The 25,844-nt window shown below is 60.5% G+C and carries 30 protein-coding genes; 13 read left to right on the forward strand and 17 right to left on the reverse strand.

The features are described 5' to 3' along the window. Positions 1-75 precede the first annotated feature (75 nt). Both LIY45_RS23960 and LIY45_RS23965 read left to right on the forward strand, forming a co-directional pair. Positions 76-1,518 carry an ATPase domain-containing protein gene (locus LIY45_RS23960; protein ID WP_226477802.1) on the forward strand — a complete coding sequence of 481 codons (1,443 nt, stop codon included), beginning with the start codon at positions 76-78 and terminating at the stop codon, positions 1,516-1,518. A 24-nt stretch (positions 1,519-1,542) separates the two neighbouring features. Next, positions 1,543-1,905, forward strand: a complete 363-nt coding sequence (locus tag LIY45_RS23965) for a response regulator (protein ID WP_226477803.1) — start codon at positions 1,543-1,545, stop codon at positions 1,903-1,905. 99 nt (positions 1,906-2,004) lie between these two features. Here LIY45_RS23965 and LIY45_RS23970 read toward each other — a convergent pair whose 3' ends face one another. The 5 genes from LIY45_RS23970 to LIY45_RS23990 form a co-directional block, all read right to left on the reverse strand. Next, on the reverse strand, positions 2,005-2,703 hold the full coding sequence (locus LIY45_RS23970; RefSeq protein ID WP_226477804.1) for an OmpW family outer membrane protein: 699 nt from the start codon (positions 2,701-2,703) through the stop codon (positions 2,005-2,007). A gap of 96 nt (positions 2,704-2,799) precedes the next feature. Then, complete coding sequence (locus LIY45_RS23975) at positions 2,800-3,321, reverse strand: DUF3299 domain-containing protein (RefSeq protein ID WP_226477805.1); 522 nt, start codon at positions 3,319-3,321, stop codon at positions 2,800-2,802. An 11-nt stretch (positions 3,322-3,332) separates the two neighbouring features. After that, positions 3,333-4,598: an ABC transporter permease gene (locus LIY45_RS23980; RefSeq protein ID WP_226477806.1), complete on the reverse strand. Its 1,266-nt coding sequence runs from the start codon at positions 4,596-4,598 to the stop codon at positions 3,333-3,335. Between the two features lies 1 nt (position 4,599). Continuing rightward, positions 4,600-5,310 (reverse strand): ABC transporter ATP-binding protein, encoded by a 711-nt coding sequence (locus LIY45_RS23985; protein ID WP_226477807.1) that lies wholly within the window; start codon positions 5,308-5,310, stop codon positions 4,600-4,602. Between the two features lie 150 nt (positions 5,311-5,460). Then, positions 5,461-6,072 (reverse strand): DUF2796 domain-containing protein, encoded by a 612-nt coding sequence (locus LIY45_RS23990; protein ID WP_017476295.1) that lies wholly within the window; start codon positions 6,070-6,072, stop codon positions 5,461-5,463. Between the two features lie 135 nt (positions 6,073-6,207). On the opposite strand from LIY45_RS23990, the gene LIY45_RS23995 reads away from it, so the two are divergent. Beyond that, positions 6,208-6,555: a hypothetical protein gene (locus LIY45_RS23995; RefSeq protein WP_226477808.1), complete on the forward strand. Its 348-nt coding sequence runs from the start codon at positions 6,208-6,210 to the stop codon at positions 6,553-6,555. Positions 6,556-6,558: 3 nt separating this feature from the next. On the opposite strand, the gene trxA is transcribed toward LIY45_RS23995, so the two are convergent. The 3 genes from trxA to LIY45_RS24010 form a co-directional block, all read right to left on the reverse strand. Then, complete coding sequence (trxA, locus tag LIY45_RS24000) at positions 6,559-7,431, reverse strand: thioredoxin (protein ID WP_226477809.1); 873 nt, start codon at positions 7,429-7,431, stop codon at positions 6,559-6,561. A 152-nt stretch (positions 7,432-7,583) separates the two neighbouring features. Continuing rightward, positions 7,584-8,240 (reverse strand): 50S ribosomal protein L11 methyltransferase, encoded by a 657-nt coding sequence (locus LIY45_RS24005; protein WP_226477810.1) that lies wholly within the window; start codon positions 8,238-8,240, stop codon positions 7,584-7,586. Continuing rightward, positions 8,237-8,695 (reverse strand): YbaY family lipoprotein, encoded by a 459-nt coding sequence (locus LIY45_RS24010; protein ID WP_017476292.1) that lies wholly within the window; start codon positions 8,693-8,695, stop codon positions 8,237-8,239. Before LIY45_RS24010 ends, LIY45_RS24005 begins: the two co-directional genes overlap by 4 nt. 139 nt (positions 8,696-8,834) lie before the next feature. On the opposite strand from LIY45_RS24010, the gene nrdR reads away from it, so the two are divergent. The 10 genes from nrdR (at position 8,835) to LIY45_RS24060 (ending at position 16,238) form a co-directional block, all read left to right on the forward strand. Then, entirely contained in the window at positions 8,835-9,305 is a 471-nt protein-coding gene (gene nrdR, locus LIY45_RS24015) for a transcriptional regulator NrdR (protein WP_003209990.1), read from the forward strand. Then, positions 9,302-10,438 carry a bifunctional diaminohydroxyphosphoribosylaminopyrimidine deaminase/5-amino-6-(5-phosphoribosylamino)uracil reductase RibD gene (gene ribD / locus LIY45_RS24020; RefSeq protein ID WP_017476290.1) on the forward strand — a complete coding sequence of 379 codons (1,137 nt, stop codon included), beginning with the start codon at positions 9,302-9,304 and terminating at the stop codon, positions 10,436-10,438. Before nrdR ends, ribD begins: the two co-directional genes overlap by 4 nt. 34 nt (positions 10,439-10,472) lie before the next feature. Then, on the forward strand, positions 10,473-11,135 hold the full coding sequence (locus LIY45_RS24025; protein ID WP_010174663.1) for a riboflavin synthase: 663 nt from the start codon (positions 10,473-10,475) through the stop codon (positions 11,133-11,135). A gap of 16 nt (positions 11,136-11,151) precedes the next feature. Further along, positions 11,152-12,243, forward strand: coding sequence for a bifunctional 3,4-dihydroxy-2-butanone-4-phosphate synthase/GTP cyclohydrolase II (gene ribBA / locus LIY45_RS24030; RefSeq protein WP_226477811.1), 1,092 nt, complete (start codon positions 11,152-11,154; stop codon positions 12,241-12,243). A 90-nt stretch (positions 12,244-12,333) separates the two neighbouring features. Then, positions 12,334-12,810 carry a 6,7-dimethyl-8-ribityllumazine synthase gene (ribE, locus tag LIY45_RS24035; RefSeq protein ID WP_003209986.1) on the forward strand — a complete coding sequence of 159 codons (477 nt, stop codon included), beginning with the start codon at positions 12,334-12,336 and terminating at the stop codon, positions 12,808-12,810. Next, positions 12,807-13,307, forward strand: coding sequence for a transcription antitermination factor NusB (gene nusB / locus LIY45_RS24040; RefSeq protein WP_017476288.1), 501 nt, complete (start codon positions 12,807-12,809; stop codon positions 13,305-13,307). The genes ribE and nusB overlap by 4 nt, the downstream gene beginning before the upstream one ends. A gap of 18 nt (positions 13,308-13,325) precedes the next feature. After that, positions 13,326-14,279 carry a thiamine-phosphate kinase gene (gene thiL / locus LIY45_RS24045; protein ID WP_226477812.1) on the forward strand — a complete coding sequence of 318 codons (954 nt, stop codon included), beginning with the start codon at positions 13,326-13,328 and terminating at the stop codon, positions 14,277-14,279. 128 nt (positions 14,280-14,407) lie between these two features. Next, positions 14,408-15,025, forward strand: coding sequence for a GTP cyclohydrolase II (gene ribA / locus LIY45_RS24050; protein WP_063026867.1), 618 nt, complete (start codon positions 14,408-14,410; stop codon positions 15,023-15,025). Next, the gene (locus tag LIY45_RS24055) at positions 15,022-15,441 is read left to right on the forward strand and encodes an MFS transporter (protein WP_226477813.1); all 420 of its coding nucleotides are present in this window, start codon (positions 15,022-15,024) and stop codon (positions 15,439-15,441) included. The genes ribA and LIY45_RS24055 overlap by 4 nt, the downstream gene beginning before the upstream one ends. Continuing rightward, positions 15,441-16,238, forward strand: a complete 798-nt coding sequence (locus tag LIY45_RS24060) for a cobalamin-binding protein (RefSeq protein ID WP_226477814.1) — start codon at positions 15,441-15,443, stop codon at positions 16,236-16,238. Before LIY45_RS24055 ends, LIY45_RS24060 begins: the two co-directional genes overlap by 1 nt. 107 nt (positions 16,239-16,345) lie before the next feature. On the opposite strand, the gene LIY45_RS24065 is transcribed toward LIY45_RS24060, so the two are convergent. The 9 genes from LIY45_RS24065 to LIY45_RS24105 all read right to left on the reverse strand — a co-directional run. After that, entirely contained in the window at positions 16,346-18,241 is a 1,896-nt protein-coding gene (locus LIY45_RS24065; RefSeq protein WP_226477815.1) for a TonB-dependent receptor, read from the reverse strand. Positions 18,242-18,373: 132 nt separating this feature from the next. After that, positions 18,374-20,272: a 1-deoxy-D-xylulose-5-phosphate synthase gene (gene dxs / locus LIY45_RS24070; protein ID WP_226477816.1), complete on the reverse strand. Its 1,899-nt coding sequence runs from the start codon at positions 20,270-20,272 to the stop codon at positions 18,374-18,376. A 110-nt stretch (positions 20,273-20,382) separates the two neighbouring features. Beyond that, positions 20,383-21,270 carry a (2E,6E)-farnesyl diphosphate synthase gene (ispA, locus tag LIY45_RS24075; RefSeq protein WP_226477817.1) on the reverse strand — a complete coding sequence of 296 codons (888 nt, stop codon included), beginning with the start codon at positions 21,268-21,270 and terminating at the stop codon, positions 20,383-20,385. Next, a complete protein-coding gene (locus LIY45_RS24080; RefSeq protein WP_003209964.1) occupies positions 21,267-21,509 on the reverse strand; it encodes an exodeoxyribonuclease VII small subunit in 243 nt (80 codons plus the stop codon). The genes ispA and LIY45_RS24080 overlap by 4 nt, the downstream gene beginning before the upstream one ends. Positions 21,510-21,597: 88 nt before the next feature. After that, positions 21,598-22,737, reverse strand: a complete 1,140-nt coding sequence (locus LIY45_RS24085; protein ID WP_226477818.1) for a Fic family protein — start codon at positions 22,735-22,737, stop codon at positions 21,598-21,600. A gap of 44 nt (positions 22,738-22,781) precedes the next feature. After that, positions 22,782-22,979, reverse strand: a complete 198-nt coding sequence (locus LIY45_RS24090; RefSeq protein ID WP_226477819.1) for a hypothetical protein — start codon at positions 22,977-22,979, stop codon at positions 22,782-22,784. A gap of 255 nt (positions 22,980-23,234) precedes the next feature. Continuing rightward, positions 23,235-23,567: a hypothetical protein gene (locus tag LIY45_RS24095; protein ID WP_226477820.1), complete on the reverse strand. Its 333-nt coding sequence runs from the start codon at positions 23,565-23,567 to the stop codon at positions 23,235-23,237. 225 nt (positions 23,568-23,792) lie between these two features. Next, positions 23,793-24,428: a hypothetical protein gene (locus LIY45_RS24100; protein WP_226477821.1), complete on the reverse strand. Its 636-nt coding sequence runs from the start codon at positions 24,426-24,428 to the stop codon at positions 23,793-23,795. A gap of 3 nt (positions 24,429-24,431) precedes the next feature. Beyond that, positions 24,432-25,844 (reverse strand): RHS repeat-associated core domain-containing protein (locus tag LIY45_RS24105; RefSeq protein ID WP_226477822.1); only part of this gene is annotated, 1,413 nt, incomplete at its 5' end.

The following is a 25,844-nucleotide window of genomic DNA, read 5'->3' on the forward strand; positions in this document are numbered from 1 at the left end:
AGCCCGATGGCGCAAATGGAGTTAGCATCGTAAACCTTCGGCTCAAGAGCCTGTTGTTCACATCAGGGTTGCATTGTGGAAAAGCTAAATCGCCTTCAAAGCGGAATAGAAGGGCTGGATGCTCTGCTCAAGGGCGGGCTAGTCGCAGGTGCCTCCTACATTATCCAGGGGCGCCCAGGATCGGGTAAAACCATCCTCGCCAATCAACTGGGGTTTAATCATGCGCGCAACGGGGGCCGTGTACTGGTCGCCACGTTGCTGGCTGAGTCCCACGACCGGTTATTTCAATTCCTCTCCACCCTGAATTTCTTTGATGTATCCCGGGTGGGGGCTGAAATTCAGTTCGTCAGTGCGTTTGACACCCTTGAGAACGACGGTCTCGATGAAGTGGTCAAGCTGCTTCGGCGTGAGATCAGTCGTCAGAAGGCCACCGTGTTAGTGGTCGACGGCTTGCTCAATGCACGCTCCAAGGCTGACTCGCCCATCGACACCAAGAAATTCATTTCCGAGCTGCAAGGGCATGCTGCGTTCGCCGGTTGTACGGTGCTGTTTCTCACCAGTTCCCGGTTGGACGACGGCAGTCCGGAGCACACCATGGTTGATGGTGTGATTGAGATGGGCGAGGAGCTTCACGGCAGCCGTTCAGTGCGCCGTATTCAACTGCGCAAGACTCGCGGCAGTGGTGCACTGACCGGATTGCACGAGTGTGAAATTACCGACGATGGCCTGGTGGTTTATCCGCGTCTGGAAAGCCTCTACAGCCATCCATCGTTACCTGACAGTGCCGATCTAACGCGTATCACCAGCGGCATCGGTTCGCTGGACACCATCATCGGCGGTGGCCTGCACAGTTCTTCCGTTACGCTCGTCATGGGGCCTTCCGGCGTCGGGAAAACCACGTTGGGGCTCCGGTTCCTCGCTGAGTCGACAGTGGAAGCGCCGGGCCTGCATTTCGGTTTTTATGAAAGCCCGCAGCGGTTACGCCTCAAAGGCCAATCGCTGGGTATTGATATCAAGGGTATGGAAGAAAGTGGTGCGCTGAGTCTTGCCTGGCAACCCACGACAGAAGGCCTGCTGGACGGTCTCGGCGCACGGCTGCTGAAAATGGTTGAGGAAAAGGGCATCAAGCGCCTGTTCATCGACAGCTTGAGCGGCATGACCCGAGTGTCGACGAACCCGGCACGCATCACTGATTTCTACAGTGCCCTGATGAGCGAGCTTCGTGCCCGTGGCGTAACGGTATTTGCCTCATGGGAGATGCGTGACGTTTTTGGTTCGGAGGTCAGTTCTCCGACCCCGGACCTGTCCAGTATTGTCGATAACCTGCTGCTGATGCGTTTCTTCGAGATTCAATCTGAACTAAGAAGAATGCTTTCGATTCTTAAGGTACGAGATAGCTTCTACGATCCTTCGCTTCTTGAAGTGGTAATCCATGAAAACGGCGTTGACCTGAAGAAGGCATCAAGAAATGCATTGGCTGTCCCTAATGATTCTTCGCTGCCGGGCTCAACGTCCTAAGTCTCTGATTCGGGTTGAACTGACATGACCACCATCCTGGTCGTCGACGACGAGTATTTGATCGCTGACATTCTCGGCTATGCGCTGGAGGATGAGGGGTACATGGTCGTAAAAGCGAGCAATGGCCAGAAAGGACTCGAGGTCCTGGAACGCGAGCGGCCAGCGTTGATCATCACCGACTTCATGATGCCGGTCATGGACGGCCTGGAGTTTGCCGAAGCGGTTCGTGCTCTGCCGGCAGTCAAACACTTGCCCATCATTCTGATCAGCGGAGCCCAGGCACATATTGGTATGGAGCGGTCGGACTTGTTCAATGCGGTGTTGAAAAAGCCGTTCAACATTGACTTGGTCATAGCTCAAGTGCAGCAACTCCTGGCTGACGCCTGATTCGCAGCACACGGGCGTGTGCCTGGCCTCTGATTGGCACTGGCCTGCTTTGGGAAGGCTCACAAAAAAGGCCCTGTACAACAGGGCCTTGGGTAGAACCTAGAACTTGTAGCCAATACCGACCATGTACACCATCGGATCAACATCCACATTGACCTTGGCCCGAGTGCCCTGGCCCAGCGCGTTGTTATCCACAGTGGCCTTGGTGCTGATGTCGATGTAGCGCGCCTGGGCGTTGATCATCCACTTGTCGTTGATCATGTAGTCCGCACCGATCTGCGCGGCCCAGCCCCAGGAGTTTTCCGCCTTGAAGTTGCTGAAACCGGCCTGCTCGGCGCGGCTGCCGACGTGCTCGTCGTAGATCCAGGTGTAGTTGATACCGGCGCCGATGTACGGTTGGAATACCGACTTGCTGTCCAGCGGGTAGTACACGACGCTCAGGGTCGGTGGCAGGTGCTTCAGTGTACCGAGCTTGCCGTTGGCGGCGCCCAGGGCGGTGTTCTTGATCTTCACATCGTGCTCGAACGGCGTGGCCGCCAGCAGTTCGATACCCCAGTGGCTGGTGAACATGTAGGCGAAGTTCAAGCCCAGTTGAGTGTCGCTGCTCATGGTCGCCTTGCCACCCAGGTTGGTCCCGGCCAGCGGGCCCTGGTCAACCTTGACACTGCTGCTGTCCGCTTTCGGGTTGACGGTGATGGCGCCGGCGCGAATCAGGATGTCGCCGGCTTCGTGAGCGTGGGCAACGGGGGCAGCGAGGGCGAGCGCGACAAGCGACGCGCCGAGCAGGGACTTGTTCATGGGAGCTCCAGAGGATGTATTAAAAGAGATACATCCAATGGTAGAGATCGTTCCGGCTGGGCTTTTGACTCAGCTCAATGAAACAGTGATAACGCGCTACTCCTGCAATTCGTACACGTAAATCTTGTCGGCATCCATCTGGTAGCCGGCATCGGCCAGTTCACTGCTGGACGGTTTGACCTGCATCTGGCCTTCGATCCAGTACGGCTGATACAACTCGTCGAGCTTCACGCCGACTTCGCTTTTGACATGCACGATCTGGTTCGACGGCGGTGGCGGTACATGGATGCACGCGCCGAAATACGGCACCAGCAGGAACTCCGTGGTGCGGCCTTCCTCGCTGACTTCCAGCGGCACGATATAACCCGGCAGGCGGATGTGCTTACCGTCCAGGCTTTGTACGACTGGCGCGTTGGGCAGGTCCTGCTTGGCGGCCGGCGCAGACTCCACCGACAACGCATCAGCCATGCCCGACAAGTCGTGCAGCGGTTTCATGTTGGGGATTTCCGGCGGTGCATCCGGCGGGATCATTTCCTGCCACGACAGGTCCTTGGGCTGGTCTTCAGCCCAGGCGGGCAGGGCCATCAGCAGTAACAGCGCAAGCACGACGCGACGCATCAACAGCTTCCTCATAAACGTATCGACAGGCCGTCGGCCAACGATTGCCGGTAGGCGCGCCAGGCCGGCACGCTGCCCATCAGCAGGGCTGCGACGAGAATACCGCCGAGCAGGGTCCATTCATATTCGCTCGGCCACGACAGCGGCAGGTCCAGGCCGTAATTGGCCTGCAAATACCCGCGCGACGCGGCGATGCACACATACAGCAGCCCGACGCCGGCAATCACGCCGGACAGCGCCAGGGCGAAGGCTTCGAAGATCAGCAAGGTCGCAATGTGCCAGGGCCGTGCGCCCACCGAACGCAGGATCGCCATTTCCCGGCGACGCTCGTTGAGGCTGGTGAGGATCGCGGTGAGCATACCGATCAAGCCGGTCAGCACCACGAACAGCGAGATCACGAACAGCGCTTTTTCAGCGGTGCCCATCATGCTCCACAGCTCTTGCAGGGCCACGCCCGGCAGGATCGCCAGCATTGGCTCACCACGAAATTCGTTAATCTCCCGTTGCAGGGCGAAGGTGGAGATCTTGTTGTTCAAGCCGAGCATGAACGCGGTGATGGCTTGGGGCGTGAGGTCCATGTTGCGGGCCTGGTCGGCGCTGATGCGGCCTTTGCCCTGGGCAGGTACGCCGTTGTGCCAGTCGATGTGAATCGCTTCCATGCCACCGAGGCTGATGTGCAGCGTGCGGTCCACCGGGGTGCCGGTGCGCTTGAGGATGCCGACCACGGTGAACGGCTTGTCATCGTGCTTGACCAGGCTGACCACCGCCACGCCGTGGGCCAGCACCAGCTTGTCGCCCAGCTTGTAATTCAGGGCATCGGCCACTTCGGCGCCGAGCACCACTTCGAACGGATCGGTGGCGAAGGCGCGACCACTGGCGAGTTCAAGGTTCTGCCGGCGGCCGTATTGGTAGTGTTCGAAATAGGATTCGTTGGTGCCCATCACCCGGTAGCCGCGGTGGGAGTCGCCGAGGGAAATCGGGATTGCCCATTTCACCTGCGGGTTGGCGGCGAAATGCTCGTAGCTGTCCCAGCGAATATTGTTGGTGGCGTTGCCGATGCGGAACACCGAATACAGCAGCAAATTCACCGAGCCGGAGCGCGCGCCGACGATCAGGTCGGTGCCGCTGATAGTGCTGGCGAAGCTGGCGCGGGCTTCGGTGCGTACCCGCTCCACCGCCAGCAACAGGCACACCGAGAGGGCGATGGCGAAGGCGGTGAGGATCGCGGTAAAGCGGCGGTTAGCCAGGCTGGCCAGGGCTAGTCGAAACAAATACATCTCAAACCTCTGCGGGCGTGGCGGCGCGATTGAGTTCGGCCAGCGACAGGTTGCGGTCGAACAACGGCGCCAGGCTCTGGTCATGGCTGACGAACAACAGGCTCGCGCCTGCTTCGCGGCATTCGGCGAACAACAACTGAATGAAGGCTTCCCGGGCGTCGTGGTCCAGGGCTGAAGTCGGCTCGTCGGCGATCACCAGTTCCGGCTGGCCGATCAACGCGCGGGCGGCGGCTACCCGTTGTTGTTGGCCGATGGACAGGGAGTCGGCGCGGCGTTCCAGCAGGTTCTTGTCCTTCAGGCCCAAGTGGGCGAGCAAGGTCGCGGCGGCCTGGTCGACGCTGCCATGGCGCTGGATCGCCCGTTGTGCCCGCAGCTTGGAAAAGTGGCAGGGCAACTCCACGTTCTCGCGCACCGAGAGAAACGGCAGCAGGTTGAACTGCTGGAAGATGTAGCCGGTGTGGTCGACGCGGAAGCGGTCGCGGGCGCCGGCCGAGAGTTCGGTCAGCTCCTGGCCCAGCAGGCGAATGCTGCCGCGACTGGGCTTTTGCACACCGCCCAGCAGGCCCAGCAGGGTGGTCTTGCCACTGCCGCTGGGGCCCTTGAGGAACAGGGTTTCCCCCGGCTCCAGGCGAAACGTCGGGATGTCCAGCAACTGTGGGTGACCGGGCCAGTTGAAGCCCAGGTCAGACAGTTCGATAAGTGCTTGGGTCATAAGGAATCAGTGATCTGGCTCGATTTAAATGATGACACTGATCAACTGTGGGAGCTGGCTTGCCTGCGATGGCATCGCCGCGGTGTTTCAGAAAAACCGAGGCGTTTGCATCGCAGGCAAGCCAGCTCCCACATTAACCGGGGCATGAACTCAGAATTTCAGGGTAGCTGCCTGCGCCGTCGCTTCCACACCCTGCTGGCCGCTTGGGCCAATGAGTTGTACCTGAATTTTCTGGGTGGCGGGGAAGGTCTTGAACACCTGGGTCAGGTCGAGGTTGCTCAGGGCGGTCGGCGTGGCGCAGGTGAACTGGTAGTGAGCGTGGATTTCGCTGTGGTCGTGGTGATGTTCGTGGGCGGCGGCGCCTTTGCCATCGGTGGCGTGGTCGTCATCGTCCTCATCGTGGTCGGCTTCAGGTTTGTCGCCGAACAGAGGGCTATTCAGTTCCTGGGTGCTGATCACGCAACCGGCGGCCTTGGGCAGGCTGAACAGCACCAAAGGCTGCTCCAGTTGCTTGCGGGCGGCGGCGACCTTGGCTTTGTCGGCAGGGGTGGTGGCGAGGTGTTCGAACCCCACCAGGTTCATCGCCGGGCTGTCCAGTTCCAGCTCCAGGGCCTGGCCGTCGAGCACCGCGTTGAGGCGACCCACGCCGTGTTCGTGGGCGCCCAGGCTGCCGTGCTCGTGATCATGGTCGTGCTCGTCGGCAGCCTGGGCGATGGCCAGTGGCAACAGAGCAAACGGCAAAGCGAGCAGCAAACGGCGCATGGTGGAACTCCCGAACAAAGATGAAAGTTTTGTTATGTGATCTTATAACAATTTTGCGAGGAGTTTGACCGCCTGCTTGGCGTAGCGCAAGACGCGTGGGAGCATGCTCGTCAGAAAAGTGCGGGAGTAAGTGCGATGTTGAGAATTCGTGGAACCGTCGGTGACCTGCCGGTGGACTTGACCCTGGAGCTGGACGACGGCGACTGGGCCCGGTTGGGCGCGCAGTTGCAGGCCAGCAAGGCCCCGAGTGCCGAGCCCGTGGTGGCGCCGGCCCCGGGCAACCTGGACGAGAGCCTGTGGCAGGCCGCCCAGGATTTGCTGCGCAAGGCCGGGCAACTCAACGGCCTGGAATTGCTTGATCAACTGGAAGGCTTGGCCGGCAGCGCCTCGGCGGGCAAGCGCCTGCTGGTGCGCCTGCGCCATAGCGCCAAGGTCAAGGTGGCCAGCGGCGGGGATACGCCGATGTACAGTTGGATCGAGTAAGGCTTAATACAACGCGGCGAACAGCTTGCGGCGGTAAACGGTGACAAGCGGGTGGTCGTTGCCGAGCAGTTCGAACACCTGCAACAGCGTCTTGTGGGGCAGGCCCTCGCTGTAGCTGCGGTTGCGGATGAACAGCTTGAGCAAGCCCTCCAGCGCGGCATCGTATTGCTGACGCGCCAGTTGTTGCACGGCCAGTTGGTACACCGCCTCGTCATCCTGCGGGTTTTGCGCCAGGCGCGCTTTCAAATCGGCAGCGTCCGGCAGGTCGGCGGCCTGGCGCAGAAAGGTGATCTGCGCCTTGGCACCGGCCAGGGCGGCCTTGTGATCATCGCTCTTGACCGCGTCGAGCACGGTTTGCGCTTCGCCCAGCTCACCGCGTTCGGCGAGGCAGCGTGCGTACAGGATCAGCGCGGCAGCGTTGGTGTTGTCTTCCCCGAGCAACGTCACCAGCACGGCCTCGGCGTCGGTGATGCGGCCTTCGGCAAACAGCGCCTGGGCCTGCTCCAGCGGGTCGGCAGCGGCTGGCGGCGGCATCTGCACATGGGGCTCGAGCATCGCGCGCACGGCGGACTCGGGTTGCGCACCGGCAAACCCGTCCACCGGCTGGCCATCCTTGAACAGCACCACGGTGGGCAGGCTGCGAATGCCAAAGCGCGAGACCACGTCCGGCTCGGCATCACAATCGACCTTGGCCAGCAGCAACTCACCCTGATAACTCTCGGCAATCTGCGCGAGCATCGGCATCAACGCCTTGCACGGCGCGCACCACTCGGCCCAGAAATCCACCAACACGGGTTTTTCGAAGGAATTCTGGATCACGGCCTGGTCGAACGTGGCGGTGGTGGCGTCGAAGATGTACGGCGTGGGCTCACTCATGGGGTATCTCGAAGAAAGCAGGGGATGGGGCAACTATAAGGGTTGGTGGGGTTGGCTGAAAGCGGGGCGGTCTCAGGATCGCAATCGCAGGCAAGCCAGGTCCCACAGGGGAATGCCTTTCAAATGTGGGAGCGGGCTTGCCCGCGATGCTCTCAAGCGCGCTGCGAATGGTACAGGCTCACCTTGCGAAACTCCCACGGTTCGGCCAGGTCGGGCAGGGTCAGGGCGTCGAGGATTTCCAGGCGCTGGTAGTCCGGGTGCTGGAAGTCCCGCACCCGGGAATCGGCGACCAGCGCTTCACGGCCCCGGGTGAGGAACTGGTCCAGCAGCGGCAGGTTCGCCCGGTCGTACAGCACATCGGCGACCAGGATCAGGTCGAACCGATCCGCTTCGGCGAAGAAGTCTGCGGAGTAACCCAGGGTCACGCCATTGAGTTCCGCATTCGCCCGGCAGGCCGCCAGGGCCAGCGGATCCAGGTCGCACGCCACCACTTCCAGCGCTCCAGCCTTTACTGCGGCAATCCCGGCAACGCCCGAACCTGCACCGAAATCCAGCACTCGCTTGCCTGCCACCCACTCAGGATTGGCCGCCAGATACCGGGCCAGCGCCAAACCGCTGGCCCAGCAAAAGCTCCAGTACGGTGGTTCATGCAGGATGCGTCGGGTTTCTTCGGGGCTGAAGGCGCGGTCCATGTTGTCGGCATCCAGCAGCCACAGCGACAACGCGGTGCCCGGCAGCGGGCAGGGCACCAGTTGGGCGTCGCCAATCAGTTCGCTGAGGGCGCGTTGCAGGTCCAGCGGTGGCGTCATGGTGCGGGAACGAGTTGCAGCGGGCCGGTGGTCTGGGTGATCGCTTGGGTGATACGCACGGGCGGCAAATGCAGGATCAACTGGCCGGACTGGCTGGCGCGACCGCGCAGTTCAACGCGCCCGCCTGCCGGGAAGGCTTCGGGGTTGAAGCGCAGGCGGAAGGCCAAGGGCTTGTTGTTGCCGATCAGCACGCTGCTGGCCAGCAGTTGTTGCGGGCGCGAACGGTCGTCGATCACCAGCAGTGCCAGTTCGACTTCCGCCCCGGCGGGTACACCGTTCAACTGGCCGCTGACTTCACGCTGGAAGGCGGGCAGCGGGCCGAGGTCTTCTTCCACACCCGGGATTTTTTTCTCTTGCTGTGGGGCGGCAACGGGCGCGGCAGGTTTTGGGGCATGGCTGCTGCAGGCGACCAGGAAACCGAGCAACGTGAGCAAAACAAGTGGTCGTAACTGCATGTACGGCTCCAGAAAGGACAAAATCCGTGGCTTAAAAAATATGAAACATAATCGTCAGCCTATATACCGTAAAGGCTATGGCTTGTCTTGCCACAGGGATGCGCTACCATGGCCCTCCCATTTTTTGTTGCCTGCCACCATGCACTGTCCCTTCTGCGGTGCCAACGACACCAAGGTCATTGACTCGCGTCTGGTCGCCGAGGGCGAACAGGTGCGTCGCCGGCGTGAATGCCTGGCCTCTGGCTGCGGTGAACGTTTCACCACCTTCGAAACCGCCGAACTGGTATTGCCACGTCTGATCAAGACCGACGGCAGTCGCCAGCCCTTCGACGAAGAAAAACTGCGCGCCGGAATGCAGCGCGCCCTGGAAAAACGCCCGGTGAGTGTCGAGCGGCTGGAAGCGGCACTGGTGCATATCAAGCACAAGCTGCGCGCCACCGGCGAGCGCGAAGTCAAATCCCTGGTGGTTGGAGAACTGGTGATGGGCGAGCTGCAAAAGCTCGACGAAGTCGCCTATATCCGTTTCGCCTCGGTGTATCGACGCTTCCAGGACCTCAACGAGTTCCGCGAAGAGATCGACCGCCTGGCCCGTGAGCCGGTAAAAGAATGAACCCACCTTCGGCAGAACAAGCGGTACTCGACGCTCATTACATGGCCCGTGCCCTGGAATTGGCGCGCAAGGGCCTCTACACCACGCACCCCAACCCCCGGGTTGGCTGCGTGATCGTGCGCGATGGGCAGGTTGTTGGCGAAGGCTGGCACGTGCGCACCGGCGAACCCCATGCGGAAGTCCATGCCCTGCGGGCGGCGGGCGACAAGGCCCGGGGCGCCACGGCCTACGTGACCCTTGAACCGTGCAGCCACCACGGGCATACGCCACCGTGCGCCGATGCCTTGGTGAATGCCGGTTTGGCCCGTGTGGTCGCGGCGATGCAGGACCCGAATCCGGAAGTCGCCGGGCGTGGCATGCGCCGTCTGGCCCAGGCCGGGATCGAGACCTACAGCGGCTTGCTGGAAAACGAAGCGCGGGCGCTCAACCCGGGCTTTCTCAAGCGCATGGAACATGGCCTGCCGTTTGTGCGGGTCAAGTTGGCCATGAGCCTGGACGGTCGCACCGCCATGGCCAATGGCGAAAGCCAGTGGATCACCGGCCCGGCCGCCCGTGCCGCCGTGCAACGCCTGCGGGCCCAGGCCAGTGTGGTGCTGACCGGCGCCGACACGGTGCTGGCCGATGGCGCTCGCCTGACCGTGCGCGCCGCCGAGCTGGGGCTGGATGAAGAAACCACCGCCCTGGCGATGTCCCGTCCGCCGCTGCGCGTATTGATCGACGGCCGCCTGCGGGTGCCGCTGAATGCGCCGTTCTTCAAGGCCGGCCCCGCGCTGGTCATCACCTGCGTGACCCCGGACAACCAGTACCCCACCGGCCCTGAATGCCTGGTGGTGCCGGGCGTCGACGGCCAGGTCGACCTGCGTTCCGCGCTGGTGGCCCTGGCTGCCCGTGGCGTCAACGAAGTGTTGGTGGAGGCCGGCCCAAGCCTGGCCGGTGCCTTCGCCCAGCAAGGCCTGGTGGACGAATACGTGATATTCGTCGCCGGCAAGTTCCTCGGCTCCGCTGCCCGGCCTTTGCTGGACTGGCCGCTTGAGAAACTGGCCGACGCCCCCCAACTCAAGATCACTGAAATGCGCGCTGTGGGCGATGACTGGCGAGTCACTGCCATCCCTCTGCCATCAGCGAGCGTATAATTCCCGGCCTGCGCCACGTCTTCAGGAGAACGGCATGTTCACCGGCATTATCGAATCCATCGGCAGCATCCGTGCAATGACCCCAAAGGGCGGCGACGTACGCCTGCTGGTTGAAACCGGCAAGCTCGACCTGAGCGACGTCAAACTGGGGGACAGCATCGCCGTCAGCGGTGTGTGCCTGACCGTCATCGAATTGCCTGGCAACGGCTTTGCCGCCGATGTCAGCCGGGAAACCCTGGACTGCACCGCGATGAACGACCTCAAGAGCGGCAGCCCGGTGAACCTGGAAAAAGCCCTGACCCCGACCACCCGTCTCGGCGGGCACCTGGTCAGCGGCCACGTCGACGGTGTCGGCGAAGTCGTCGCCCGCAGCGAAAATGCCCGCGCCGTAGAATTCCGTATTCGCGCGCCGAAAGAGCTGGCCAAGTACATCGCTCACAAAGGCTCGATCACCGTCGACGGCACGAGCCTGACCGTGAACGCCGTGAATGGCGCCGAATTTGAACTGACCATCATTCCCCACACCCTGAGCGAAACCATCATGGCGTCGTACCAGCCGGGTCGCCGGGTGAACCTGGAAGTCGACTTGCTTGCCCGTTACCTGGAGCGCCTGTTGTTGGGCGATAAGGCCGCAGAGCCAACCGGCAGTAACATCACTGAAAGTTTTTTAGCCGCTAACGGCTACCTTAAATCCTGACCCAAGGGGGTGCCGCGTGGCGCTCAACAGCATCGAAGAACTGGTTGAAGACATCCGCCAAGGCAAGATGGTCATCCTGATGGATGACGAAGACCGCGAGAACGAAGGTGACCTGATCATGGCCGCCGAGTGCTGCCAAGCGGAACACATCAACTTCATGGCCAAGCACGCCCGTGGCCTGATCTGCATGCCAATGAGCCGCGAGCGCTGCGAGCTGCTCAAGCTGCCGTTGATGGCGCCGCGCAATGGTTCGGGGTTTGGCACCAAGTTCACCGTGTCCATCGAAGCCACCACCGGTGTCACCACCGGCATCTCCGCTGCTGACCGCGCCCGCACCGTGCAAGCCGCTGCTGCGAAAGACGCCAAGGCCGAAGACATCGTCAGCCCGGGCCACATCTTTCCGCTGATGGCCCAACCGGGTGGCACCCTGGCTCGCGCCGGCCACACCGAAGCCGCCTGCGACCTGGCGCGCATGGCCGGTTTCGAGCCGAGCGGTGTGATCTGCGAGGTGATGAACGACGACGGCACCATGTCCCGTCGCGCCGAGCTGGAAGAGTTTGCCGCGCTGCATAACATCAAGATCGGCACCATTGCCGACCTGATTCACTACCGGATGATCCACGAACGTACCGTTCAGCGGATTGCCGAGCAGCCCCTGGACAGCGAGCTGGGCCAGTTCAACCTGGTGACCTATCGTGATTCCGTGGAAGGCGACGTGCACATGGCCCTGACCCTGGGCACTATCTGCGCTGAAGAACCGACCCTGGTGCGGGTGCACAACATGGACCCGCTGCGGGACCTGCTGATGGTCAAGCAACCGGGGCGCTGGAGCCTGCGGGCCGCGATGTCCGCGGTGTCCGAGGCCGGCAGCGGTGTGGTATTGCTGCTGGGCCATCCGCTGGACGGCGACGTGTTGCTGGCGCATATCCGCGAAACCGCCGACCACGTGCCGGTGAAAAAGCCGACCACCTACAGCATCGTCGGCGCCGGTTCGCAGATACTGCGGGACCTGGGCGTACGCAAAATGCGCCTGATGAGTGCACCAATGAAATTTAATGCCATATCCGGTTTCGACCTGGAAGTAGTAGAATACGTGCCCTCCGAATAAAGGCCGGCGTTGTTTACCCCTTGTTCGCGGTTCAAATATCACTGAGGGGCGCGCACTAAGCGCGTCCCGGCTCTTTAAGAGATTTGTCGAATGACCCTGAAGACCATCGAAGGTACCTTCATCGCCCCCAAAGGCCGCTATGCTCTGGTGGTTGGCCGCTTCAACAGCTTCGTGGTTGAAAGCCTGGTAAGCGGTGCCGTGGATGCCCTGGTTCGCCACGGTGTGAGCGAAAGCGACATCACCATTATTCGCGCTCCTGGCGCCTTCGAAATTCCACTGGTTGCGCAGAAAGTTGCGCAGCAGGGTGAATACGCGGCGATCATCGCCCTGGGCGCGGTCATTCGTGGCGGTACTCCGCACTTCGAATACGTGGCTGGCGAATGCACCAAGGGCCTGGCCCAGGTGTCCATGGAGTTCGGCGTGCCGGTCGCCTTTGGCGTGCTGACCGTTGATTCCATCGAGCAAGCCATCGAACGTTCCGGCACCAAGGCCGGTAACAAAGGTGCCGAAGCTGCCCTGTCCGCCCTGGAAATGGTCAGCCTGCTGGCACAGTTGGAGGCCAAGTGATTAGCGACGACAGCGATCAGTTCAACCCCCAGGACCCGCGCCCAGCAGACGCCGGCAAGCCCTCTAAGAGCGAAAAGCGTCGTGCGGCCCGTCAGCTCGCGACCCAGGCGCTGTACCAGCGCCACATGGCTAAAACCTCGCTGAACGAAATCGAAGCGCAATTTCGCGTCGACAACGATTTCAGCGCGGCCGATGCCAGCTATTTCCACGACATCCTGCATGGCGTTCCGGCTAATCTGCCGGAAATCGACGCTGCCTTGTCGCCGTGCCTGGACCTGGCGATCGAAGAGCTGGACCCGGTTGAACTGGCCGTACTGCGCCTGTCCACCTGGGAGCTGCTCAAGCGCGTCGACGTACCGTACCGCGTAGTGATCAACGAAGGGATCGAACTGGCGAAAGTCTACGGCTCCACCGACGGTCACAAGTTTGTCAACGGCGTGCTCGACAAGCTGGCCCCGCGCCTGCGTGAAGCCGAAGTGAAGGCGTACAAGCGCTAACTGGCGCTTGCTGACGCAATGGGCGAGTTTGAGCTGATCCGCAACTACTTCGCCGCCGCGCCCTGTGCGCAGGGCGGCGAAGGCATTGCACTGGGGATTGGCGACGACTGCGCCTTGCTGGCGGTTCCTCCCGGGGAACAGCTGGCGGTTTCCACTGATACTCTGGTGGCCGGCGTGCATTTTGCCGACCCCTGCGACCCGTTTCTGCTCGGCCAGCGCTCGCTGGCCGTGGCAGTCAGCGACCTGGCAGCCATGGGCGCCAATCCCCTCGCATTTACTCTTGCCCTGACCACCCCGACGGTTGATGCCGATTGGCTGCAACGCTATGCCCAGGGTTTGAACGCCATGGCCCAGGGTTGCGGTGTGGTTCTGGTGGGCGGCGACACCACCCGTGGGCCGCTGAGCCTGACCCTGACCGTGTTTGGCCGGGTGCCGTCGGGCCAGGCCTTGACCCGCAGCGGCGCACGGCCCGGCGACTTGCTGTGTGTTGGCGGTGAGCTGGGTAACGCGGCGGGCGCATTGCCGCTGGTACTGGGGCAGCGCACGGCAGAGGCCGCTGTCGCCGAGCCGCTGCTGGCCCACTACTGGTCGCCGCAACCGCAGTTGGCGCTGGGCCTGGCGCTGCGGGGCAAGGCGACGTCTGCCATGGATATTTCCGACGGCCTTCTGGCTGATTGCGGGCATATTGCCAAAGCGTCGGCTGTAAGTTTGTTGATCGAGCAGCAAAAGTTGCCGTTGTCGGCGGCCTTGCTGGCGTTGGTTGGCGACGCGGATGCGCGGGTAGCCGCGTTGAGCGGCGGTGACGACTACGTGCTGGCGTTCACCTTGCCACCTGCCGAACTGGCGCCGTTGCTGGCGGCCGGTGCGCCGGTCCATGTGATCGGCCGGGTCGAGGCGGGGCAGGGCGTGACCCTGCTGGACGCGGCGGGCCAGGACATCACACCCGCCCTCCGTGGCTATCAACATTTCTGACACCCATAGAACCAAGCTGAAGGCCAATCGAACCTATTGATCTTTATCAGCGACAATTCAGCTTAAGCGTCTGTAGGAACCTGCTGTTACAATCTATCCCCTGTGAAATCAGAAATCAGGAGCACACGGTGCCCGTCGTTTTCGTTGCCGCTTCCAAGCTGCCAACCCCTTTTGCCACGTTCACCATGAATGGTTTTCTTGAAGAGACCACCGGGCGCGAACACGTTGTTCTGAGCCTCGGTGACGTGGCGGACGGCGCTCCGGTGCTCGGTCGCGTGCACTCCGAGTGCCTGACCGGCGATGCCCTGTTCAGCCAGCGCTGTGACTGTGGCTCGCAACTGGAAGCCGCCATGCAGGCCATCGCCCGTGAAGGCCGTGGCGTGTTGCTGTACTTGCGTCAGGAAGGCCGTGGTATTGGCCTGCTGAACAAGATCCGTGCCTACGAGCTGCAAGATGGCGGCGCCGACACGGTGGAAGCCAACGAGCGCCTGGGGTTTGCCGCCGATCAGCGTGACTACGGGATCTGCCTGCCAATGCTCCAGCACCTGGGGGTCAAATCCCTGCGCCTGATGACCAACAACCCACGCAAGGTCAAAGCCTTGACCGACATGGGCATCACCGTCGCCGAGCGCGTGCCGCTGCACACCGGCCACAACCCGCACAACAAACTCTACCTGGCCACCAAGGCCAGCAAGCTCGACCACATGATGGGCAACGAGCACCAGGGCGAGGTCGACCGGGCGTGACGCGCGGCCAGGTCAAGCGGCGACTGTCGTTTAACTGGTGGCAATACCTGGCGTTGGCGTTGGTGCCGTTGTTTGTGATCAACCTGGTGTTTGGCAAGGCCGAGCCCTTGCTGCCGGTGCTGGCGATGCCGTTTTTCATCGCCGGTGTGGCCTCGATGTTTGTCAGCCTGCGTTACTTCCATGGCTATAAACACGCACTGATCGCCACTGGCAAAGCCCTCGATACTCCTGAAGAACCGGCTGCCTGGCTCACCCTCGCGGCCCGTCGTCGTGTGGCGTTGCTGGTGGCTGCACTGCCGGCCTGGATCGGCGCACTGGCGGTGTTTGTCGGGTTGGAAGCGGTGCCGCTGTTTCTGCTGGCGCTGTCGACCCTGGTGCTGTTCTACCTGTATCGCATTCCGCGTCAGTTGGGTTGATGCGCGCCTGGCTGGCGGTGTTGCTGCTGGTCGTCGCGGCCCAGGCTGTGGCGGTCGAGCGGGTGGTCAGCCTGGCGCCGTCCTTGTCTGAAATCGTCGTTGAGCTGGGCGCTACTGATTTGCTGGTAGGCGTGCTGGACGGCGGCGAGCGGCCGCAGGCCTTGGCGAACGTGCCTTCGGTGGGAAACTACGGGCAGTTGGACATGGAACGGCTGCTCAGCCTCAAGCCGGACCTGATCCTGCTCTGGCCCGGCAGCGTCGGCCCGGCCCAGCGTGAGCAGCTCCAACGCTTGAACATCCCGGTGTTTGTCGCCGAGCCCCATAGCCTTGAACAACTCACCTCGCAAGTCGAAACCATTGCCCAGCAACTCGGGCGGGCTGACGCCGGCCGGCACTTGGCTGCGCAGTTGCGTCAGCGCTTGGCCGAGTTGCGCTTGCGCTATCACCGGGTCGAGCCGTTGCGGGTGTTTTATCAGGTGTGGAACCAGCCGCTGTACACCGTTGGGGGTGGGCAGATCATCAGCGATGCGCTGAGTGTGTGCGGGGCGCGCAATGTGTTTGATGACCTCAAGCTGCCGGCGCCGCAGGTCAGCATTGAGTCGGTGCTGCAGCGTAATCCCGAGGTGATTCTGGCGGGCGATCAATCGCAGCTGGATGCCTGGAAGGCCTGGCCCCAGGTGGCGGCGGTGGCTGCCGGGCATTTGCTGGTGGTGCCCGACAAGGGCCTGGAACGGCCCAGCGGGCAGATGCTGGAAGCGGTGGCGCGGTTGTGTCAGGTAATTGCACCGGGGCTGTGAGACCGCTATCGCAGGCAAGCCTGCTCCCACATTTGACCGAGTCGTCTGGATAAACACGGTCCCCTGTGGGAGCCGGGCTTGCCCGCGATGAAGCCGGTGCAGACGACTTAGAATTCTGGTGTCCAGGTCACGCCGAACATCAGCGCCCGGCCTTCTTCCCGATAGCCATATTGCTGGCCTTGATACTGATACAGCGCCCGGCTGTAGTCTTTGTTCAGCAGGTTATCGAGCTTCATTTCCAGTGTGATCTCACGATTCACCGCCCAACTGCCCCGTAGCCCGAGTAAACCGTACCCGGCCAGGCGTTGCTGGTTTGCCGCATCGTCGTAGCTGCTGCTCACCGCTTGCCAGCTGGCACCGACGCCGAACCGGTCGAATTGGCGATCCAGGTCCAGGCTCAGGGTGCGCTTGGCTCGACGGGCCAGTGTGCGCCCGGTGTCGCGGTCCCGTGGGTCGATCAGCGCAATGCCGAGGCTGCTTTGCCAGCCGAACAGCTCTTGCTTGAGCGCCGCCTCGAAGCCGTTGATGCGTGCGGCGCTGACGTTTTGCGGGCCATTGCTGGCGAATACGATCGCATCCTGAATGTCGGTGCGGTACAGGGAGGCTTCCAGTCGGCTGCTGTCGCTGAGCTGACTGCGCCACTGCACTTCGTAGCTTTTCGAGGTTTCGGGCTTGAGGTTCGGGTTGCTGTTTTTAAAGCCGAATTCGTCCGGGTAGTAAAGGTCGTTGAACGTCGGCGCCCGGAAGCCTTCGCTGTAGCTCAGCAACAGGTCATTGTCCGGGTTCACCGGCAGGGTGAAGGTGCCGCTCCAGCTGTTGTGGCCACCGAACTGTTGGTTCTGGTCGCGGCGCAGGCCCAGTTCGGTGGAGAAAGACTCGGCTTGAAAGCGGTGCTGGATAAACGCAGCCCGGTTCCAGCGACTGTCTTCGGCGAACGCGGTGCTGCTGTTGACCCGGTCCTCGTACCAGTCGCCACCCAGGATCAGACTGTTCTGCTCATTGAGGGTCAGGTCGTTTTGCCAGTTCAGCGAGTTGCGGTAGGTGTTGAACACACTACGTTCGGTGCTGAGCTTGTCGCGGGTTTCTTCAAGGTTTTCGCTGTGGCCCGCTTCCAGCCGGGACTTCCACCTGTCATTGATGCGGGCGTCGACGTAGCTGCTGACGCTGCTCACGGTGAAGTGGGTGTAGGGCTTTTGCTGGAAGCTTTGGAAGGTGGTTGTATCGAAGCGACCGAACGGGTTGTCGAACTCGCTTTTGCCACGGTTATCCAGAACGTTCACGCCGGCTTCGAGGTCATCGTTGAAGGCATGGCTCAGGCTGAAACGGGTGGACTGGTTGCGATAGGCATCGTGGTCGCGGTCGCTGGGATACGAGTCATACGTGCGATTGATCCCGGCGGTCTCATCCAGGCTGGCGCCGAGGTTGAAGCGGGTTTGCCCGTCGCCGCCGGACAGGCCCAGGCTGCGTTCCCACGCCTGGTTGCTGCCAAATCCCACATGCAGGCGGGGTTGCAGGCCGGACTCGTTGCCGCGCCGGGTGAAAATCTGGATCACCCCGCCAATCGCATCGCTGCCGTAGATCACCGAGCGCGAACCGCGCAGCACTTCCACCCGTTCGATCTGCTGGATGTTCAGGTGCTGCAGGTTGCTGTCGCCGGAGGTCGAGTTGCCAATGCGCTGGCCGTCGACCAACACCAGGCTTTGGGCCGATTTGGTGCCACGAATGTAAACGCTCGCCAGGCTGCCACGGCCACCGGCTTGTGAAACCTGTACGCCGGGCACGCGGCTCAGCAGGTCGGTCACGCTGGTGGGTTGCAGGCGGTCGATGTCGTCGCGGGTGAAGACGGTGTTGGCGGCGCTGCTGTCGTTGCGCGCCTGGACCTGGCGGTTGGCGCTGATCACCACGTCGGGCAGCTTGAGGGCGTCGTCGCGTTCGAAGCTGTCGGCGAGCAGGTCGGTGGCGGGCAGTAACAGAAGGGGCAGGGCGAGGCGAAGGCGGTTCATGGGCTGTCCGTAGCGTTAAGGCCACAAAACCAATGTGGGAGCTGGCTTGCCTGCGATGCAGGCACCTCGGTTTGTCAGTAACACCGAGGTGATGCTATCGCAGGCAAGCCAGCTCCCACATTTGATTGTTGTTTACAGGTTCAAGAGTGCCATGCGCTGACGAACCGAAGCTTCAATACCCGCCTCATCCAGCCCGCACTCGGCCAGCATCTGCGCCGGTTTGGCATGCTCGACATACACATCCGGCAAGCCCAGGTGCAGCACCGACTTGAGGATGTTTTCCCGCGCCAGGAACTCACTGACTGCCGCACCGGCACCGCCCATGATGGCATTTTCTTCGAGGGTCACCAGCAGCTGATGGCTACCGGCAATCTCGCGTACCAGTGCCTCATCCAGTGGTTTGACGAAACGCATGTCCACCACCGTGGCGTCGATCTTCTCGGCCACTTTCAAGGCTTCAGCCAATTGCACGCCGAACACCAGCAAGGCAACGTTGCTGCCCTGGCGACGGACGATGCCCTTGCCGATCTCAATAGGCTCAAGGTCTTTCTCGATCACCGCATTCGGGCCATTGCCCCGCGGATAACGCACAGCCGCCGGGCCGTTGTACAGGTGGCCGGTGCTGAGCATCTTGCGCAGTTCGTTCTCGTCGCTCGGGGTCATCACCAGCATGCCGGGGATGCAGCGCAGGTACGACAGGTCGAAGCTGCCGGCGTGGGTCGGGCCGTCTTCGCCCACCAAACCGGCACGGTCGATGGCGAACAACACGTCGAGGTTCTGCACTGCGACGTCATGAATCAACTGGTCATAACCGCGTTGCAGGAACGTTGAGTAGATCGCGACTACCGGCTTGGCGCCTTCACAGGCCATGCCGGCGGCAAAGGTCACCGCGTGTTGCTCGGCGATGGCCACGTCGAAATAACGCAGCGGGAACTGCTCGCTGAACGCTACCAGGTCGGAGCCTTCCTTCATCGCCGGGGTGATGCCCACCAGGCGCGGGTCGGCAGCGGCCATGTCGCACAGCCATTCGCCAAACACGCCGGAATACTTCGGCCCGCTGGGCTTCTTCGGTGCGGCGGCCGGGGCGTTCAACGGTTCAAGCTTGGTGATCGCGTGGTAACCAATTGGGTCGACTTCCGCCGGGGCGAAGCCTTTACCCTTCTTGGTGACGATGTGCAGGAACTGCGGGCCTTTAAGGTCGCGCATGTTGCGCAGTGTGGCGATCAGGGTTGGCAGGTCGTGGCCGTCGATCGGGCCAATGTAGTTCCAGCCCAGCTCTTCAAACAGGGTGCCGGGAACCAACATTCCCTTGGCATATTCTTCGGTACGACGGGCAATTTCCCACGCGCCGGGCAGACGCGAGAGCACCTTCTTGCTGCCTTCACGCATGCTGGCGTAAGTGCGGCTGGAGAGGATTTTTGCCAGGTAATTCGACAGGCCACCGACATTGCGCGAGATCGACATGTCGTTGTCGTTGAGGATCACCAACATGTTGGCGTCCACTTCCGGCGCGTGGTTCAGCGCCTCGAAGGCCATGCCGGCGGTCAACGCGCCATCACCGATCACCGCAATCGCCTTGCGATCGCTATTCTGCAGGCGGGCGGCAATCGCCATGCCCAGCGCTGCACTGATGGAGGTGCTGGAGTGGCCGACGCCAAAGGTGTCGTACTCGCTCTCGGAGCGGCGCGGGAAGGCGGCGATGCCGTCCTTCTGGCGCAGGGTGGCCATGCGCTCGCGGCGTCCGGTGAGGATCTTGTGCGGATAGGCCTGATGACCCACGTCCCACACCAGCCGGTCGTCCGGGGTGTCGAACACGTAATGCAGCGCAATGGTCAGCTCGATGACGCCCAGGCCGGCACCGAAGTGACCACCGGTCTGGCCGACCGTATAGAGCAATTCCAGGCGCAACTCATCGGCCAGGGTTTCCAGCTCGGCTTCACCCAGGCGGCGCAGGCCGGCTGGCGTGTTGGCACGGTCCAGCAGGGGCGTGGCCGGGCGCTTGCGGGGAATCTCTTGAAACGTCGTGGGCATCAGGCGAATCGTTATAGGTATAGAAGAGGCGGCAGTTTACCTCAAGCATCGCAAACTGCCCACGCAGAGCGCCGAACTTGGCTGATATGCGGTGGAAAAGGCCGCTGCTGTCAGTGGCGGCGTTCGACGATATACCGCGCCAGGTCACGCAGTGGCTCGGCAGCCGCGTCGAAAGGTCGCAGGGCATCCAGGGCCTGATCCCGCAACTCCAGCGCGTAAGCCTTGGCGGCTTCCAGACCGAGCAGTGAAGGATAAGTCGGCTTGTCCCGTGCGATATCGGCACCCTGGCGTTTGCCGAGGGTGGCGGTATCGCTTTCAACGTCGAGAATATCGTCCTGCACCTGGAACGCCAGGCCGATGGCCCGCGCGTAGGTTTGCAGCGCCGCCAGTTGCGCGGCTTCGGCACGACCACTGGCCAGGGCGCCGAGGTGCACGGCGGCTTCGATCAGCGCGCCGGTCTTGTGGCGGTGCATGTATTCCAAGGCTTGTTGATCGAGCTTCAAACCGACCGAGCCCAGGTCAATCGCCTGGCCGCCGACCATGCCGGCAGGGCCTGCGGCCAGTGCCAGCGCGGTAACCATGCGCAGACGGATCTCGGCGTTGACGTTGCTCAGGCGCGGGTCCAGCAGAGCGCTGAACGCCAGGCTTTGCAGGCCGTCACCGGCGAGAATCGCACAGGCTTCATCAAAGGCTTTATGGGTAGTGGGCTGGCCGCGACGCAGATCGTCATCGTCCATCGCCGGCAAATCGTCGTGTACCAAGGAATAAGCGTGAATCAACTCCACTGCACAGGCGGCACCGTTGGCTTCCTCCGCCTGAGCGCCGAGTGCTTCGCAAGCCGCGTAGGCGAGCAAAGGGCGAACGCGCTTGCCACCGTTCATCACGCTGTAGCGCATGGCCTCATACAGGCGGTTCAGCTCAGGGCTGGGCGCGACAAACAGCGGTTCCAGCGCAGCATTGACCCGGGCCTGGCTGCCGGCCTGATAAGCGTCGATCATTCAGGCTGTTCCGCATCGAAAGGTTCTTCGGCCAACTCCCCGTCGCGCTCCAGCAACACCTGAACCTTCTGCTCCGCCTGCGCCAGGGCGCTCTGGCAGTCGCGGGTCAGTCCGATGCCTTGCTCGAATGCGGTCAACGAGTCTTCCAGCGACAACTCGCCGTTCTCCATACGCTCGACCAGGGTTTGCAGGTCGGCGAGGGATTGTTCGAAATCGAGTGCAACTTTTTTGCGGGCCATGGCGGCTATTCCGGTAGACGGTAAACCGGCGCGACACTAGCAGACATGGGGGATTGGGGCAAATGAGTGGGGGGATTTGCCTTGAAAATCAATCGTCTTGGGTGTTGATTTGATAGCGAGTGCTGCGGCCGCCGCCGGGTAGTCGAACCAGGCAGTTTTTTTCCAGAAGATCGGCCAGATGTCGGGTCGCCGTGGCTTTGGACACTTTGGTCTCCGCTTGATATTGGGCGGCGCTGATCCCGTGCTCAAAGCCCTTTTCGCCGCCGTCGAGCAGGCGATTCAAGACTTTGGTCTGTTCGGCGCTGAGTGCGTGGTCCCGATGCTGTTGCCAGAAGCGGGTTTTACCCAGCACCCTGTCAATCCGCACCATGGCCTGTTGCAGGCTACGAAGCAGGGTTTGCAGGAACCACTCAAGCCAATCGTTGACATCCAGCGTGGCTTTTTGACTGGTTTCCAGTGCACGGTAATAGCCCGCCCGGTCTTCAAGGATGCTCGCCGACATGGCGTAGAAGCGGATCGCCTGGTTCTCTGCCTGGGCAAGCGCGAGGTCGGTAATAGCCCGCGTCAGACGACCGTTGCCATCATCGAAGGGATGCAGGGTGACGAACCAGAAATGCGCCAGGCCTGGGCGCAGCAATGGGTCAAGGGCCGCATGATTCCGGCTGGCTTCAAACCATTCGATGAAATCGTCCAGCGACTGCTCCAGTCCTTGGCGGGGTGGGGCCTCGAAATGCACAGTGGGTCGGTCCAGTCGTTCCGACACAACCTGCATGGGCTCATCCCCCCTTAGCGCGCCTACGTTCAAGCCGTGGGTGGAAAAGCGGGCCTCCTCGGCGGGAAACAACCACCGATGCCAGTTAAATAGACGGGTGAGGGTAAACGGTTGAGCAAACTGTTGCGTGGCGTCCAGCATCAAGTCAGCCAGACCCTCGCTACGTCGGCTCACGGAGCCGTCCTGCAATTGCGCCAGGCCCAGGCGCCGGGCCAAGGAGGAACGTACCGAGCCCACATTCAGATGCTCACCCTCGATTGCCGAGGAGGTCAGAATGTTTTGCAGCAACGCATCCAGTTCATTTTCTGAACACTGTGCCTGGCTGACCGAACCGAGCATGCCCAGCAACTTTCCTAGCGCCTGCGTGCACTCGCGCAACAACGCTGCGAGGCGCTCTGGTTGCCAGTGAAAGTGCGGCCAGTCGGGTTGTTGCCAGATCCAGTACGGGTGATCCATGGCGGCATGCTCGGTGTGTGAGCCGAATAGAAGGCTTATTCGGCTCACTGTCCAGTCAGATGCGAGCGATCAAGGCGCTGTGGTGAGGGTAAACCCTGGTCACCGTTGGTGCCGCGCACGCGGTTGCGCCGAGAGTGGTCGATGCTCAGGTTATTGGTGATGCGATAGAGAAAAGCGCGAACGTTGCGGATCTTCGTGACTTCGCTGTTGATCAGGTGGATGTTGGCGTCTTGCATGGCCATTGGCGTTCGCGGCAGTTTAACCATCGGGTGAAGTACGCAAGGCATTCACTGCGGTGACGGCGGTAGAGTGGGCTGAGGTTGCGGTTGCCAGGGGAGTAGGGGGCGGTGCGGCGCTTTTGGGGGAATGGTTGAAGTGGGGATGTAGAGCGATGAGATTTCCCGCGAAAAAAGATGAGTAGCCTGAGCAGATGGTCGTAAAAGGAGCATGTTTACTATTGGTTGCTACGCAGAGCGTTGGTAGTTGGGTGTGGGATGTCAGAAAAAGAAGAATATGCCAGTGTTATTTTTCAGCGCTGTATTGGTGAGTTTTATTAGTTTTTTTAATAGGTCAGCGTTCTCAGGGATTGCCGCGATCATTAGGATTTCGAGCATATTCGTCAGCTCGGTAGCACTCTGTATATTTTCATCTTCATAGTCGTCTATTAGTTTTCCGAGTTTTGAATTTATGTCTTTAATGATTCCTGATTTTGTTAGTTGTTGGTATTCGTCTTCGCTCAGGTTCAGTTGTTCTAGTTTGTTCTCAGGGCAAGCGTCCAAGTCTAGAAGTTTCAAGGCTTCTTGGGTCAAAGGTACAGTTATCAACTTCATTTAAGTGGTTCCTTTTTGAAGTGTTTGTTAGTACGCGTCCAGCGCAAAAGGCTTATTCGCATAAAAAAATACCAATGTTGCGCAAGCAAGTAAGTATGAGCTCAATTTTTGATAATTTTTTCAGTGCTTTCATTCCAGTTGGCACTATATCTGTATTTTTGCTCTAGCATATTTTTTGATGGGTTTTATGCTTGGGGGAGCGTTTCTGCTTGATGGGTCTTACAGTTATGGAAGACTCTGCATATAATTGTAAATTTCGCTCCTTGTTATCTCTTTTATTTCTATTTCATTCACTTTGGATAGAATGAGGTTTTTATGTTTTGAGTGACATATTAACTGAATAGTCCCGTAAGTCTCGCCATTGAAGAATCGGATAGATAAAATCGAACTGTCGAATAGTATTAGTCTGAAATCATCTATGGTTGATATGTAGTCGAGAGCGCTTAATTTTTGCGAGAGTTCATCGGTTCTTTCGTTTTGTATCATCAGCCGTACTGAGTTGCAAGCGCTTCCCAGCGTTGATGGGTCCGTTTCCGTAGAGGGCGTGTTTAGTTGCTTTATGTAGGAATATACCGACGTTACTTTATTTTTCAATAAAGTATCTTTAGGTCCCGCTTTTTTTGAAAACTCCTTTATAGTCACATATTCCATAGTCTTGCTGTATGGCTTTATTCCATACGTGCCCCATCTTACCGTGAATGGCCACTTTTCCTTGAGTAAAAACTCAAGCATGCACCACGAAGGCCAAGCTTCTTTGATTTCGTGATTAAGTAAGGTGAGTGTCAGGAAGTCCTTGTCGTCACTGTGGGTGACCTGATCCCAAGGATAAATGCCGTCCTCACATATAAATACAGTGTTCATTCGTCATCTCTTGAAATATGTGTGCGAGTCGTCGCCAATGGCTAGAGGCGCTTTACGTTCATTTATGAATATCTCAGTGTTGAAGTGTGGACCATGATTTCCTTTTGTATGACCTAAAGAGTGCTCGCGAATCTCGATTATCTGATTCTTTAACTCAAAAACATATACCCGTCCTTGAACGTAACGGTCTTGATCCGTAATTGTTTCTCGACGCACACGTTTAGGTAGTTGATTTTTTTGAATTCCTGCAATTTTTTTTGCCCTCCTGAATGCCCCATTTCTTGAGAGTTTAGTATCGGATCCTTTAGGTGGCTCTACGTCGCCTTCGTTTACCTTGGCTTTGCTCGTCGGATCTTCAGCGCGGTGCGTCGGCTTGCATCCATCCCCACCCGGGCAGGTACTCAACCCCAACGGATCCACCCACCCCGTAGGGTTGGGCACGTATTGGTATCCGTTCAGCCCGCCCGCCAGCTTCACGGGATCGGGCGTCAGGTAGCGGCCAATGTCTGGATTGTAGTAGCGATGGCGGTTGTAGTGCAGCCCGCTTTCCGGGTCGAAGTATTGGCCCTGAAAGCGCAGCGGGTTGGTAACGGTGTTGACGTCCAGCTTCGCGATTTGGCCGTAGGCGCGGTAATGGGCGGACCAGACGATTTCGCCGTCGGATGCGGTGAGTTCTTGCGGGGTACCGAGGTGGTCGAGTTGGTAGTGGAAGGGCTTTACGTCTTCCGGGCCGTAGCCTTTGAGCAGCGCTAGCGGATGGAAGCTATTGGGTTCGTAGAGGTAACTCTGATGGTGATCGGCGCTGTGTTCGGCGATCAGGGTGTCGCCTTGCCAGAAGAACTCGGTGGTATGGCCGTTGAGGGTTTTGGCGATCCGCCGTCCAAAGGGGTCGTAGCGATATGCGGCCTCGGTACCGTCCGGTTGGGTGACGGAGATCAGGCGATGCTGGCAGTCGTAGCTATATTCGGTGACCAGTTGTTGAGCACGGCCGCGACGTTCGCGTAGGAGGTTTCCGAAGGTGTCGTAGTCGTAATGACGGTCGCCCTGCATCAACAAGCGGTTGCCTTTGACGACGCTGGGACCGACGCGGTCTTGCATCAGCAGGTTGCCCGCGGGATCGTGGACGAAGCGCTCCTGCAGGTCGTGCGAGTGGTTGGCGCGGGTCAGGCGGTCGAGTAGGTCGTAGTGGTAGTCGTGCTGGCCTTTGCGGGTGTCGAGGATGCGGGTCAGGTTGCCGCGTTTGTCGTAGTCGTATTGGCGGCGCTGGTAGCGTTGTTCCTGTTGGGTGATGGCGTGGGCGTGCAGGCGGCCCTGGTCGTCGTAGTGGTAGTGGCTGAGAAGTTGGCCTTGCTGGCGTTGGTGCTCGCGGCCGGATTTGAACAGGTGCGAGGTGAGCAGGTTGCCGTTGAGTTCGAT

Origin of the sequence: Pseudomonas sp. MWU16-30323 (assembly GCF_020515595.1) — a bacterium.
Taxonomy (GTDB): Bacteria; Pseudomonadota; Gammaproteobacteria; order Pseudomonadales; family Pseudomonadaceae; genus Aquipseudomonas; species Aquipseudomonas yamanorum.